Source organism: Bacteroides sp. An322, assembly GCF_002161765.1.
Lineage (GTDB): Bacteria > Bacteroidota > Bacteroidia > Bacteroidales > Bacteroidaceae > Phocaeicola > Phocaeicola merdavium.
The window spans coordinates 109,712-125,259 of record NZ_NFIN01000004.1 but is presented as its reverse complement, the minus strand read 5'-3'; the positions used below and the strand labels follow the sequence as shown (position 1 = coordinate 125,259).

Below are 15,548 nucleotides of genomic sequence, written 5' to 3'. Positions count from 1 at the left end.
CAATATAAAAACGTGCGTGCGAGAGCTTCTTGCCGAATGAAGAAAATAGGGAAATTCCTATCAGGAAATAGGGATTTCCTACTTGCAAAATGGAAGAATCTTGTTAACTTTGTATTGCTGAAAAAGGCATGAAAGAAAATAATAAAAGAATAGGTATATGAAAGTGGAAATGAGATTAGGAATTGCGTTGTTGATAGCTTGCTTGCCGTGGCTGGCTATGGCACAGAACGATGACCTTTATTTCGTTCCGAAGAAAGAGAAGAAAGCGGAAACGAAAACAGAGGTGCGTCAGGTGACAAGGCAGACAACAACGACTACAACGACAACGGCATCAGTTCCCCCTGCAACAACGGTAGTGGTAAAGGATGTGACGGGGAAGACGCGCGATATTGATGAGTACAACCGCAGGTACACATCAAGAGAGAATACGTTCAGCATGCAGAACGATACCTTATATATAGAGGGGAAACCTTACGGCGAACGCGGTGAGTGGGTAAACGGTTTCGAAGGCTCGCAGGATGATTACGAATATGCCATGCGTATCGTCCGTTTCCGTAGTCCGGCATACGCCATACCGATAAGCAGTCCGTTGTATTGGGACGTGGTGTATGGCGCTTATCCTTCGTGGGATTGGAACGTATACGATGACGGATTGTATGCGTATGTATTCCCTACTTATACCAATCCGTTATGGTGGGACTGGCGTTGGAATTGGAGCATAGCCGGTCCGCGTTGGGGATATGGCTGGGGCTGGCATTCGCCTTGGTATTATGGAGGTTGGTATTCTTCGTATTGGTATGGCGGCTATTGGGGCGGCTGGTACGCTGGCTATTGGGGTCCGTGGCATCATCATCCGTATCCTTATTGGGGCGGTGGAGGATGGCATCACCGTCCGGGATTTACCGATTATCGCCCGACACGTTATATGACTTCAGGCGGTTCGCATACGCGCGGATCTTCACGTTATGCAACGAGTGTTTCGCATTCACGCCCTGCTACTGGAAGTTTAAGCCAAGCAAGAGGAAATACCGCAATACGCCGTTCATCTATCGGAAGAGTTGTGCAAGGCTCTGGAACACGTGGTGAAAGTCAATCTGTCCGTCCGGGAAGAACTGCTATACGAAGCGGCAATTCTACAGGAACGATACGTTCAGGTTCCCGTTCGCAAGGTGTATATACACGTCCAAGCCGGAGTGTAGACCGTACGGGTTCATCGTATAATCGCCCGAGCAGTACACGCCGGAGCGTGAATTATAATAATAGCAATCGTAATTCGTTTAACCGCAATTCAACGACACGAAGCAATAGTTTCAACCGTAGTTCGGGCGGAAGTTTTAACCGGAGCAGCGGTGGAAGCATGAACAGAGGCGGAGGTGGCGTAAGCCGTTCTTCGGGCGGTGGAGGCCGTAGAAGATAGGTATTAGATACGAGATTCGCAAAGCATCGATGTAGGGGCGTATCGCATACGCCCCTAACAAATGAATTGGTAGAATGCAGGTATTGGTAAAGAATAAAAAGAGACAAAATGAAAACAAGAATAATTTCTTTTGGAATATTGGCAATGATGGCTTCGGCTGTTGTTGCTCAAACGCAATATGATGCCGCTCGTTTCGGAGTAGGAGAGTTAAACGGCACGGCACGTTATGTCGGTATGGGTGGTGCAATGAGTGCCCTTGGTGCAGATATATCAACGATGAGTACCAATCCGGCAGGTATCGGATTGTTTCGAAGCAATGATGTTTCTGTATCGTTCGGATTCAATAAAAATATGACGGAGAGTGATTTGGGAGGCTCAATAGTGAAAGATGAGCGGACACGGGCATCCTTTGACCAAATCGGCATTGTATATAGCATGAAAATAGGGAATCGGACTGATTTGAGATACTTGAATTTCGGTTTCAACTATCATAAACTGGCTAATTTCAACCGTCAGTTTTCTTCAGGCGGTAATCTGAATGGCGCTTCCATGACGTGGCAGATGCAGGATATGTTGCTTGGTTCAGGTGATGTATATTCCCAGGAAGCTTTTGATAATTTGCTGAATATTGGCAATCCTTACCGTTCGGATGCATTTTTGTATACGCCTTTCTTGGGAATGATGGGAGCACGGACAGGATTGGTGACCAGTTCGGGTGATGAAGGAGTTACAGATGATTTTTATATGTTGGGATGGAACGGTCAGAATGGAGAATATTATAGTAGGGAAGAGGGAGGAATCAATGCATACGATTTCAATGTTTCCTTTAACGTAAAAGACCGTTTTTATTTTGGTTTGACATTAGGCGTTTATGATATCAATTATCACCGGTATTCTTCGTATGCAGAAAATATAGTGGATGATAATGGAGAAGATAATGGAGGATTTACCTTGAATAATTGGTTTGATACGGAAGGTACGGGGTTCGACTTGAAATTAGGTGCCATAATCCGTCCTTTCGAGTATTCTCCTTTCCGTATTGGCTTGGCTATACATACGCCGATATGGTATGCTTTATCGGATACGTATACATCAACTTTAGGTACCAGTGTATTGGCTATGCCAGAGGATTATAGTGAGAATTTAGGCGATTATCTGCCTTCGGGCGCGTATGGCTGGGATTATTTGCTGAATACGCCTTGGAAGGTGAATGTAAGTATGGGTACAACGGTGGGCACTGTATTGGCATTGGATGCCGAATATGAGTATGCGAATTACGGTGCTTCGAAGTACAAAGACCGGGACGGATATGAATTGGCATCTTCGAATGAAGCGGTTGATAAATACTTGCAAAGCACTCATACGGTGCGTGTCGGTATGGAAGCTAAACTAACGCCGAAGTTCAGTTTCCGTGCAGGATATAATTACATGACTTCTCCAATTAAGGATAATTCGGCACGCTATGTTCCAAATTTGTCGACGAATTTGAATGATCAGATTATTTACGATGTGACCCGTACCGACCCGGAATATCATAACCTGAAGGCTCGCAATACGTTGACATTAGGCTTGGGTTATCGTGGCAACTTGTTCTATTGTGATGTGGCTTATAAGTACGATTTCTATAAGTCGGATTTCTATATGTTCGATGATTATCAGTTCTCGACCGATGGCAATTCTATCGTAGGACGTACTAATCTGCCTGCTAAAGTAAATCACGACCGTCATCAGTTGCTTTTTACGTTAGGGGTGAATTTCTAAAGAATGTGACATTAAAGTAGAATCTGATTATCAAAAAGTAATGTCTAAGGGAACGAAGTGAAGAATCTCGTGTACATTTTGTTTATGTTTCCGAGATTCTTCACTTCGTTCCTTTAGACAAGAAAAGAGTACTTCCTATTTTGAGATAGTTATTCTTTTGCCGAGAACCGGATTACGCTGAATGAGTAAGGCGGTAAGGTATAAGATAACTTATCACTGGCTTCTAAAGCCTTTTCTACCGGTTTGGCATTCTGGTCGTCAGGGTCTCCAGAGAGAACGGTTACTTTGGCTTGCTTGTCTTTGGCGTCTGCCGGAAGATTCAGTTGGGAGTTGACAGCTGCGGGAAGCAGATTAACTAACTTGATGATTAAATCTCCGGTTTGGCTGTCACGCACGATGGAAGAAGCGATTCGGCTGCGTACATCGTTCCGGTTGTTATCAATTTTACTTTCGGCAGGCAGGTAACGGTCGCCTGAGTTTTGACCATACAGCAATTGGGTATAATATCCTACCGAGGGTTTTACTTCTTTGTTGTTGAAGTAAATCAGGTCCGGATTCCATTGCGTGTAGCCTTCTTTCGCCAATAGCGGTGCATACGAAGTCATCAACACCATGTCGCCGTTTCTTTCTACAGCAGTCAGATACAGGGCTTCTGCCAATGCGGTTTCAATATTATTGGGACGTCCGGGCAAGTGGGCAGCATATTCGCCTAAATAGACTTTCGATTTCGAGCGGTCGTATTTGTCGTAATAGTTCTGATTGTAGATAAACCAGCCCGGTGTATTGTAATAATGCTCGTCGACCATTGGCACGTTCAGGCGGTCTGCCAAGTTCCAGCCTTCTTCGTAATCTGTTCCTTCATAGAACGGGCCTACTGTGCCGATAACTGTAATTTCGGGATGATGTTTCTTAATGGCATCATAAATCAAGGTAAAACGTTCTTCGAAAACATCGGTTATCAGGTCTTCATTTCCTATTCCGATGTATTTCAGGTTGAACGGTTTCGGGTGTCCCGATTCTGCACGCAGTTTAGCCCATTGGCTTTTCTTCGGGTCACCGTTGGCATAGTCAATCAAGTCAAGGATGTCTTGAATGTATGCGTCCATTTCTTCCATTGGAATACCTCCCTGTTGCCCTCCGCTCAGCAATTTGCCCGGAATGCATGCCGAGTTTTGGCAAGGCACACCTGCAGCAATTACCGGTAAAGGTTCGGCACCGATGTCTTCGCAGAACTGGAAGTATTCGAAATAGCCTATTCCCATGGTCTGATGGTATCCCCAAATGTTTTTCATGGGCTTGCGGGTTTCTAATGGACCTACCGTATTTTTCCAGCGATAGATGTTTTCCAATCCTTGTCCATGCGAAGCACAACCTCCGGGGAAACGCACAAAGCGCGGTCGGATGTCTGCAATGGCTTGTGCAAGGTCGGGGCGGAGTCCGTTCTTATGTCCTTTGAAGGTATTTTGAGGGAAGAGTGAAACCATGTCCAAGTCGTATTCTCCTTCTGTCAATAGGCTTATGCCCAATGTGGCAGCATCGGCAGAGGCTTTTGCCTGTAGGGTTGTAGAAACTTTTTTCCAGTCTTTAGAAGATATGCTTACCGTTTTGTTGGCAAGTACAGAGCCGTCAGGACTGTATAGGCTGATTTTTGCCTTTCCGCTTTTTCCGGCTGTGCGGGCGAAGAATGAGAAATCGTATTTCTCGCCTTCCTTAATGACCATGCCGTCAAATCCGGTATTGCTCAGTTCCGCTCCGGCTTGGTTTACTTTCAAGGATAAGTAGTGCGAGTTGTTTGGATGAATGGGAGAGGAGGTTTGTATGCTCATTTCCGCTCCTTTGCCTTTCAAAGACCAGGCGTATGTAGGTCCCCATTCCTTGATCCGGTGGTTTTCTCCTGCTACATATTCGAAGTCGCGGTTTTGTACCAGTTCGGCGTATAAGCCTCCGTCTGCTCCATAGTTGATGTCTTCGAAGAATACACCGATGAGTTTATCGCTGATGGCTTTTTCCTTTTCAGGTTGTACGGTCAGTTCTAAATTGACAGGTTTGAGGTCGGCAAAACGGGTCTTGTCTTGGTCGGTTTGCTCATTATACAACTGATTCCGGTATTCGCAACTTTCGGCAAACCGTTGCAGGCGTTCTACGTCATACCAAGCGACTTTTTGCAATGTACCTTCTTCGGGCGTGTTATTTATCTTGGCGGTCTGTTGCGGATATTTGCTCCACGCATCGGAGATATATTCCTTGTATTGGGCATCGGTAAAGTAGCTCTGTCTTTTCCAGTTTAGCAGGTCGGCAGAGGCGGCGTGTCCGAATTCTTTCCCGTTTCCGTTCAGTTGCCATACGCAATGCCATACGCCTTGAGCGTCGCGGTACAGTTCGGGTTTTATCATCCGTTTTTCCGCTCCCCAAGCTCCATAATCGCATTTCACGTATCCTCGTTCGTTTCCGATGCTGAACCATTCTTCTCCGTCTCTGCTCCAAGCGAATTTCAGTCCGCTTCGTCCTTCATCGGGAGTGGTGGCATACGAGAACAAGTAAATCGAATCGGGTTGGCTTAACCCTTCTTGGGCATGTGCCTGCATAGGCGCCAGCCCCATGCCGGCACAACAGGCTGCAATCCATGCAAAGTGTTTCATAGGTGTGGTATTTATTTGGTTAATGTGACGCGTTTGATGGTTCCGTCTTCGTTGAACTCCAGGCGGTCGATGCAGACTTCGCGGTGTACGCCCGGACCTTTGTCTTTATCCAAGTAGTTTTTATTGATGCGGTGATATACAATGTACCATTCATCGGTACCGGGCTTGCGTATTACCGAATTGTGTGCCGGACCATAGATTTCTTTCTCCGGGTCTTGGATAGTGACGATAGGGTCTTTGGCTACCTTTATCGGACCGAGAGGAGAATCGGAAGTGCCGTATGCCACGTGATAGTTAGGCGAACCGGTATCGTCTACCGACCATAAGAAATAATACGTGCCTTTCCGATAGAATACGTATGGAGCTTCACGATACGCATAGTCTTTCAGGCTTCCGCCTTTGGGGGTCAATACTTTGATTGTTTCTTTTTTTACCGATACCATATCGCTATTCAGTTCGGCTCCTGCCATGTAACCGTTGCCCCAATATATATAAGGTGTACCAGTCATCGGGTCGGTAAATACATCTACGTCTATTTGTTGTCCTCCTCCGGTTGGTGAATCGGTGATGATGGGTTGTCCCTTGTCTTTAAACGGACCTACAGGCGAGTCGGCTATGGCTACACCGATTTGCTTGCCTGAATTGTCGTTCGGGTTTCCGCTATAATAGAAGAAGTATTTGTATTTTCCGTCAATCAATTTCTCTTCGATGGCTGGTGCCCATGCGTTTCCGTTTGCCCAAGGTACTTGCGGAGAACGCAGGTCGAGAATCACTCCTTCGTATGTCCAGTCTTTCAGGTCGGACGAAGAGAATGCCGTGAAATACCAGCCTCCCCAGCCGGGTTGTCCGTCGGTGGTGGAATAGATGTAGTATTTGCCGGTTTGTTTTGAATAGAGCACTTCAGGGTCGGCATGGAAACCGGGCAATACCGGATTCTGAGGCAATTCGCCCAATTCTTCAGGCTTGCCCCATTCATCAGTAATGCGTTTCAGTTCGGCACGTGTGATAGGGATAACGGTACCGTGGCGCGGATGGAAGTCCATCTTTACGGCATGGTCGATGACTTTGAAATGTTCCAAGTCGGTGGTTTCCGTAAATTGGTAAGCTCCTTTCATGTATACATCATACATCAGGATGTATTTGTCCTGGCCGATGAGCTTGAATGTGCCTGCACCTTCTACCGCTTCTTTGGTCTGTTGTTTGTAGTCGGGGCTTTCTTTCCATTCGCCTGAAGTAAGCGAATGGGTAGTGGCTACCTTGATGCCGTTTCCGTGTCCTTCCGTTTTGTAGAACAGGTGATAAATACCGTCTTTGTAGACAATATCCCCGTCGATGCACGATTTCTTGTCGGCTGGGATGAACAACGGTTTCGGTTCTCCGGTTAAGTCGGTGAAATCCTCATTGGCGTAAGCATAATAGATAACATCCGGTCCGCCTTCGTATTGCATCGACCAATACACCATGTATTGGCCTGCTTCTTTATCGAAAATGGTTTGCGGCGCCCATACACGTTTCAGCTTTTCTTGTCCTTTATAACGCTTTTGTATGTTGATGACAGAATGTGACCAGTTTACCAAGTTGTTCGATTTCAGCATCACCATGGCGCGGTTCGAGTCCCAGCCGTTATCCGATACCATATCGGTTGCGACCATATAAAATGTGTTTCCGTTTTCACACCGCAGGATATGCGGGTCGCGCACACCGCCGGTCGAACTGATGACTTTCGAGTCGAGCACCGGTTTGTTATCATTTAAAGCATAAAAGGAATAGCCGTCCATACTGACGCCGAAACATATTGCTTCTTCGCTGATATGGTTTCCGGTGAAATACGTGAAAAGATAGCCCACATAGTCTTTTTCTTCCGGTTTGAAAGCCCAAGAAGCATTAAACGCGAAAGCGAATAATGCGAGCAAGGTTAGCATTCGGTTTTTGTAATTCATGGTTTGTCTTTATTTATTTGGTTAGGTTAATTAAATTGCTAAACAAAGATAAGTGATTATTTGTTATAAAGAACATTTTCTGATGCTTTTGATTGGTTTACCATAGTAATTTGACAGATTTGCTTCTATTTTGAGCGTTATTTTTTCGTATCTTTGTGGTCGAGAGAGGCTACGGCTTTATTGAAACTTATTTGTTAACTTAAAAAAGAGATGTATGAATAAATGGTCAACCATTGGCGTGTCGCTTCTGCTTTCGTTCGGGGCGATGGCTGGCTTCCAGTCGTGTTCGCCAAAAGCTGAGAGTGGAACATTCGAAGCAGGAAAGGGGACTTTCTTGCTCAACGGAGAGCCTTTTGTGGTAAAGGCAGCCGAATTGCATTACCCGCGCATCCCGCGTGCTTATTGGGAGCATCGCATCAAGCAATGTAAGGCGTTGGGCATGAATACGATTTGCCTGTATGTTTTTTGGAACTTCCATGAAGAGAAACCGGGAGAATTCGACTTCACCGGACAAAAGGATTTGGCTGAGTTTTGCCGCCTTTGCCAGAAGAACGATATGTATGTCATCCTTCGTCCCGGACCATACGTATGTGCCGAATGGGAAATGGGCGGTCTGCCTTGGTGGCTTCTGAAGAAGAAAGACATCCGTTTGCGTGAAGACGACCCTTATTTCTTGGAACGTGTGGCTATCTTCGAGAAAGAAGTTGCGAACCAAGTGGCAGGATTGACAATCCAGAAGGGCGGTCCTATTATTATGGTACAGGTAGAGAATGAATACGGCTCGTATGGCGAAAGCAAGGAATACGTAGCCAAGATACGCGACATTGTGCGTGAGAACTTCGGCGATGTGACCTTGTTCCAATGCGACTGGGCGTCTAATTTCCAATTGAATGCGTTGGATGACCTTGTATGGACCATGAACTTCGGTACGGGCGCGAATATCGACGAGCAGTTCGCTCCATTGAAAGAAGTGCGTCCGGACAGCCCTTTGATGTGTAGCGAGTTCTGGAGCGGATGGTTCGACAAATGGGGAGCCAACCACGAGACCCGTGCGGCAGATGATATGATTGCCGGCATTGATGAAATGCTTTCAAAGGGTATTTCGTTCAGCCTTTACATGACTCACGGCGGTACCAACTGGGGACACTGGGCAGGTGCTAACTCGCCCGGATTTGCGCCGGATGTGACTTCGTATGACTATGACGCACCTATCAGCGAATCGGGAAGAATTACTCCGAAGTATGAAAAATTGCGTGCCACATTGGCTAAGTACATGGACGGAAAGAAGCAGGCTAAAGTGCCCGATAACATTCCGACTATCAGCATTCTGGCTTTCGAGTTTACCGAAATGGCTCCGTTATTCGCCAACCTGCCCGAGCCGAAGAGCGATGATACCCTCCGCACCATGGAAGAGTACGACCAAGGATTCGGAAGCATCCTTTACCGGACTGTTTTGCCTAAAGTAAACGCTTCGGCTACACTGACCGTGGACGAGGCTCATGATTACGCCCAAATCTTCATCGACGGGAAATACATCGGCAAATTAGACCGTCGGAACGGGGAAAAGCAATTGGATATTCCGGCTTGTAAGGAAGGCGCGCAATTGGATATCTTGGTAGAAGCTATGGGACGTATCAATTTCGGACGGGCTATCAAGGACTTCAAAGGTATCACGGGAAGCGTAACATTGAAGAACGGCGGACGCACTACCGAACTGAAAGGCTGGAAGGTATATAACTTAGAAGACCGTTACGAATGGTATAAAGGCTTGAAGTTCGAGCCGTTGAAGTCGGTTACAGACGCTCAGGGCCAGCGTGTTCCGGGCTGCTATCGGGCTACGTTCCAAGTAGAAAAGCCGGGCGATACATTCTTGAACTTCGAGACATGGGGCAAAGGCTTGGTTTATGTGAACGGATATGGCATCGGACGTATTTGGGAAATCGGTCCTCAGCAGACGCTTTACATGCCGGGTTGCTGGTTGAAGGAAGGCGAAAACGAAATCCTTGTATTTGATATCGTAGGTCCGAAAGAAGCCCGTACAGAAGGTTTGGAAGAACCTATCCTGAACCAATTATTAGTAAATAAACCGTTGACACACCGCAATGAAGGCGAAGAACTGAAACTTTCGGGCGAAACTCCGGTATTGAGCGGAAGCTTCAAGGCAGGCAACGGATGGCAGGAAATGAAGTTCGGCAAGCCGGTTTCGGGACGTTATGTATGCATCGAAGCCTTGAATGCGCAAGACGGAAAAGACTTGGCATGTATTGCTGAAATGTATCTCCTTGACGAAAACGGAGAACGCCTCTCTCGCGAGCCGTGGGTGGTGAAATATGCCGATAGCGAAGACGTATCGCAGGTAAACCGCTCGGCAGATAAGATTTTCGACTTGCAAGAGTCTACTTACTGGAGCACCGAAGCCGGTTCGGCTTATCCTCATACGGTCGTAATCGACTTGGGCGCAAAGCATACTCTGACCGCCATCCAATATTTGCCCCGCATGGAAAGCAACGTGCCCGGAGGCATCAAAGACTTTAAGGTATATGTGAAAGAAGGGAACTTCAAGTATTGATATTTTATTTTGTCAAACTGTCAGCCGTATGCTGTCAAAAATGCATACGGCTGCATAGGCAAACGAAGCCAAGTTCATAAGCAAACGCATACGGCTTCATCGAGTGATGAAGCCGTATGCGTTTGCTTATTTTATTATGTTAGAATAAGATGCAAACGCCTGATAACCTTTTTCCTGTCCATAGCCTTTTTGATTGTGGCAGTTACGGGCATCTTGCTGGTAGCTTATGTGGAAGGACCAGGCTCTTCCATAGGATTGTGGCATTACAAACTCGGCATATTGTTATGGGGGCTTTCCCTGATTCATGCTCTTTATCGGAAATAGTGGGAAATATTCGTTTCATGCCGAACCACTGGATGGTTGGTAATGTTTAAAGGGAGATTCAAGAAATATCCGGTTGACGTATTCTAGATGCTCTAGTGGCATTCCGTTACAATATTTTCAGGATTTGCTTTCATATATTAAAACAATTTTGTAATATTGCAACAATTTTAGCGAATGAAACACCTTTAAACAACACAAGAAAGTATGAAACGAACGACATTTTATCGCTACCGTTTCTTCCTGACTTTGGCAGCTATTTGGCTGCTCACTCTTGAAGGAATGGCACAAGGTGCGTATAACCGTACCATTCACGGTATCGTGACCGATGAAAATAACGAACCGCTTCCTGCGGCATACGTTAAACAGGTAGTTGAGGCAGAAGGCAATTCCATTGCCGGCATCATCACAGACATGAACGGTCATTTCAGTCTGACACTTCCCAAATCAACACAAGAAATCGAGGTTTCCTTTGTAGGCTACGAAACCCAGCGGGTTCGCCTGACGGCAGCAGTTGATTATGCCATTCACCTCCAGCCTGCTACCGAACTGCTGGACGAAGTGGTAGTGACGGGTTATCAGACCATTTCGAAGGAGCGGGCAACAGGAGCTTTCTCGAAAGTAAATGCCGATCAGCTGGAAACCCAACGCATACCGGACATCAGTTCGATGCTGGAAGGACGGGTGGCAGGATTCAGCGACGGGCAAATCCGTGGAGTCACTTCCATGAACGGACTGACTACTCCTTTGTATGTCATCGATGGTTTCCCTGTAGAGAAGACTACCAATGATGGTTACGGCAACTGGATAGAAAGCGTGCCCGACATGAATCCTGAAGACATTGAAAGTATTACCGTACTGAAGGATGCAGCCGCCACTTCCATTTACGGAGCACGTGCGGCAAACGGCGTTGTGGTTATTACTACCAAGCGTGCCAAGAAAGACCAGCTCAACATTTCATTCTCTGCCACACTTACCGTACAGCCTTATTCTACCTATGCCGACAAGTATCTTGCTGATGCTGCCACTATGATAGGACTGGAAAGAGAATGGGCAGCACAGAATCCTAATTTGCAGGGAGAAGGGGCTTCTGCTTATGCGCAAAGCCTGTTGGATGACAATACCTACACATCGCAAGGAATCCGCGCCCTGTTAGGGTATTATGCCGGAACACTGTCCGAAGCCGATATGAACGCGCGCCTGACATCACTGGCATCGCGCGGTTATCGTTATTACGATGATATAGAACGCTACGGCATGCGCAATCCTTTTACGCAACAATACAACCTGAGCATCGGTAAAGGAAGCGAACGAAACACATTCAATGCTTCGGTCAGCTATCAGGGACAACAGATGAGCGACAAGTTTTCGGATAACCGCTCCATTGGTATCAACCTGCAGAACTCGACCCAAATTACCCGATGGCTGACCTTGGAGGTAGGCACTTACCTCAATTACGGAAGCGGTACAACGCAAAGTTACAGTCTTTTCTCGCCCGGCTATACGTTCATGCCTTACGACGGATTGATGAACGATGACGGCACGCGGTATACCAACCGACAAGAAGACCGTTACAACGCATCACAAATAAGTACGCTGGTTTCCAACGGGCTGTACAACCTTGATATTACGCCATTGGACGAAACTGGAATGAATCTGACAGACCATCGTAATTTCAGCAATCGTACTTTCGCTCGCCTGAGTTTTAAGTTTACCGACTGGCTGAAATATACGGCTTCGTTCCAATATGAATATGCGAATTATACGACCGAACAACTCCAGAATAAGGAATCGTATGATGTGCGTAATACCATCAATACATACGCCTCGGCAAACGGTGATGGTATGGCTACGTTCAATATCCCTTACGGCAATATCTTCTTTACCTCGGGAAATGTAACCCATGCCTATAACTTCCGCCAGCAACTGGATTTCAACAAGACATTCGGCGGCATACATGAGGTAACGGCACTTTTCGGAACCGAGACGCGCGAGAACAAGAACAACTATGACAACCGCACCTTATATAATTACGACCCCGACCTGCTGACGTATTCACTCATCGACCAAGCCGCGCTCAGCACCATGGGCAGCATTTGGGGATGGGGCAGCTTCGGCACCAGTAATGCGGCTTATATCCGTGAGCTTACCAACCGGTACGTATCATTTTATGGCAACGCGGCGTATACATACGACGGCAAATACACCGTGACCGGCAGCATCCGATGGGACAAGACAAACCTGTTCGCCACCGGTTCGAGATACCAGAAACGCCCCATTTGGTCGGTAGGTGCGGCATGGAACGTCAACCATGAAAAGTTCATGAACGATGTAGAGTGGGTAAATATGCTCAAATTGCGCTTCAGCTACGGTATCGGCGGCAACATCGCCAAGAACTCGGCTCCCTACATGACAGCTTATTACAGCAACAACATGCACGTAGGCGGCATTTCGGGAAGCATACAAAGCCGCCCAAACCCCGACCTGCGTTGGGAGAAAACCACTACTGTCAACATCGGTATTGACTTCTCCCTCCTGAAAAACCGGCTGAACGGTTCTATCGAATACTACAATAAGAAAGGTTCCGATTTGCTTGCCAATACAAACGGTGTGCCTACCGAAGGCTGGGGATATAGCACCTATACCATCAACAACGGAAAGATGACCAACCAAGGATTCGAACTTTCGCTTTCAGGCACCGCCATCAGCACACGAGATTGGACATGGGACATCGGCGGTGTATTGGGATACAACAAGAACAAAGTGACATACGTCAATGTAGAAGCGCCGGTTTCGTATCTTGTCATCGATTATCCTTCTGCCTATCCACGTGTAGGAAACCCGTATAATGCTATCTATGGATACAAGTGGGCGGGATTGAGCGAAAACGGTACACCGCAAGTCTATGATGCGGAAGGGAACCTGTTTACCGACATGGAACCGACCGAAATAGAAGACCTTATTTATTTAGGAACTACGGTACCTGTCTATAGCGGAGCCATCAATACCTCCTTGCGTTGGCGCAACTGGGAACTGGCTGCACAGTTCCTTTTCGAAGGCGGACACAAAATGCGCAATACTAACGTGGCTTATCTTTCAGGCATGGGTCCTGTAAGTAAGCGCATTGCCGAACGTTGGCAGCAGCCCGGTGACGAAGCACATACGGATGTGCCGCGCTACATTTCTTCGGAAAGCGAGCTTTACAACTACAACTATTATAATATGTATGCACGCTCATCGGTCAATGTCATCGACGCCAGCAATTGGCGGATGAAAAACTTATCGCTCACTTACCGCCTGCCTGCCAGTGTGTGCAGCAAACTCTATGTAAAAAACGCACGCATCATGATAGGCATGGAAAACGCGTTTACCGTAGCCAAAAGTGATGATGCCAAATACTTGCTGGGGGGCTATGCCAAGCCGAATTACCTCTGTGGCATTTACTTGAACTTTTAACTCTAACGACAATGAAACTTATGAAACAACTTATCTATACATGCGTGTTGATGTGCTGCGTAATGTGCAGTTCTTGCAACGATTACCTGGACATCGTGCCGAAAGGCAATAAAATCCCGACCACCCTTGCCGATTACGAAGCCCTGCTGCGCGATGAATACACCATCGGTCAAACGCCCATCAGCAACGCCCTTTACCTGCTGAATGACTATTACGTAACGGTCTCTAACCTGAATAGCCCCACCCTGACCCGCGCCAACTACATGTGGGACGAGACTGCTGATCGTATCTTGTTGAACAATGCCGATGAAAGTACATATTATCAACTTTATGCTGCTATCTCTTCGTGCAACCTGATTATAGAGAACGTGCCTTCTGCCACCGAAGCTACTGATGCCGAACGGGCGGAAGTCATCGCTTATGCCAAAGTTATCCGTTCGCTTTGCTATTTCGTCTTGGCAAACTATTATGCCGATACGTATGATGCGGCAACCGCCGGCGAAAAGCGGAGCGTACCTCTCATTACAAGCGCCAATATCAACGCCCCTTCGCAGCAAGTAACCATACAAGCCATATACGACTTCATCATCCAAGGAGTGCAGGAAGCTATCGGCGAAGGATTGCCCGAACAATCGATGACCGTGCTTCATCCCAATCTGGGCGCCGCATACGCCCTGCTGGCACGTGTATATTTGCAGATGCAGAATTACAGCGAAGCATTAAGCTATGCCAACTTAGCTCTTGGACAAAATGACCAGCTTTACGACTGGAACGCTTATTACGATGAACATCGTTCCACGATTGAGAATCCGGAAGACTATACCGGACTACCCACACCTACCGATTACTCGTATGTGGAGAACTATTATTTCCGTTGCGGAAACGGTTCGCCAAACTACACGACCAATGAACTCAATATACCGGTAGAGCGTGCCGAACGTTTTGAAGAGGGAGATGCACGTTTCTTATCCCGTTGGAAACTTTATTCGCAAAACCAAGACACGTACTACCGTGGAGTAGGAAACGGTTATTTCAACTGGGGAGGACTGACCACTACAGAAGTTTATCTTATCAAGGCAGAATGCCAGGCACGTCTGGCACAAGGAGGAGATTTCACAGAAGCGATGAACACCCTGAACGCTGTGCGCCAAACCCGTATCCGTCCCGAAGTATACCAGCCGCTGACTGCCTCGACATTAACCGAAGCTATCGAACTGATTCGCCGTACCAAAGACAATGAACTGATATTCTCCATTGTACCCTTTGCCGATGCACGCCGCTTCAACCAAGAAGGTACGTATGCACGCACCATGACGAAAACCTACGAAGGTGAAACTTATACGCTTCGTCCGGATTCTCATCTGTGGACAATGCCTTTCCCGGCAGGTGCTATTAACAATCCCGGAAACGGAAGCATTCAACAAAACGTGTCTAAATAAAAATAC

At 46.9% G+C, this 15,548-nt stretch carries 7 protein-coding genes; 5 read left to right on the top strand and 2 right to left on the bottom strand.

The window, feature by feature from the left end:
- The first annotated feature begins 157 nt into the window (after positions 1 to 157).
- A complete protein-coding gene (locus tag B5F91_RS03700) occupies positions 158 to 1,417 on the top strand; it encodes a hypothetical protein (RefSeq protein ID WP_204244658.1) in 1,260 nt (419 codons plus the stop codon).
- 108 nt (positions 1,418 to 1,525) lie between these two features.
- The gene (locus tag B5F91_RS03695; protein WP_087427758.1) at positions 1,526 to 3,178 is read left to right on the top strand and encodes a hypothetical protein; all 1,653 of its coding nucleotides are present in this window, start codon (positions 1,526 to 1,528) and stop codon (positions 3,176 to 3,178) included.
- A gap of 149 nt (positions 3,179 to 3,327) precedes the next feature.
- Here B5F91_RS03695 and B5F91_RS03690 read toward each other — a convergent pair whose 3' ends face one another.
- Together B5F91_RS03690 and B5F91_RS03685 are read right to left on the bottom strand one after the other, a co-directional pair.
- Positions 3,328 to 5,778: an alpha-L-arabinofuranosidase C-terminal domain-containing protein gene (locus B5F91_RS03690; protein ID WP_239416229.1), complete on the bottom strand. Its 2,451-nt coding sequence runs from the start codon at positions 5,776 to 5,778 to the stop codon at positions 3,328 to 3,330.
- Positions 5,779 to 5,828: 50 nt separating this feature from the next.
- Positions 5,829 to 7,757, bottom strand: coding sequence for a family 43 glycosylhydrolase (locus B5F91_RS03685; RefSeq protein ID WP_144025066.1), 1,929 nt, complete (start codon positions 7,755 to 7,757; stop codon positions 5,829 to 5,831).
- Positions 7,758 to 7,971: 214 nt separating this feature from the next.
- Here B5F91_RS03685 and B5F91_RS03680 point away from each other — a divergent pair, with 214 nt between their 5' ends.
- The 3 genes from B5F91_RS03680 to B5F91_RS03670 all read left to right on the top strand — a co-directional run bounded on the left by B5F91_RS03680 (position 7,972) and on the right by B5F91_RS03670 (position 15,542).
- Complete coding sequence (locus B5F91_RS03680; protein ID WP_087427756.1) at positions 7,972 to 10,326, top strand: beta-galactosidase; 2,355 nt, start codon at positions 7,972 to 7,974, stop codon at positions 10,324 to 10,326.
- Between the two features lie 528 nt (positions 10,327 to 10,854).
- The gene (locus B5F91_RS03675) at positions 10,855 to 14,103 is read left to right on the top strand and encodes a SusC/RagA family TonB-linked outer membrane protein (protein WP_087427755.1); all 3,249 of its coding nucleotides are present in this window, start codon (positions 10,855 to 10,857) and stop codon (positions 14,101 to 14,103) included.
- Positions 14,104 to 14,123: 20 nt separating this feature from the next.
- Positions 14,124 to 15,542: a RagB/SusD family nutrient uptake outer membrane protein gene (locus B5F91_RS03670; RefSeq protein WP_087427803.1), complete on the top strand. Its 1,419-nt coding sequence runs from the start codon at positions 14,124 to 14,126 to the stop codon at positions 15,540 to 15,542.
- The last annotated feature ends 6 nt before the right edge of the window (positions 15,543 to 15,548 follow it).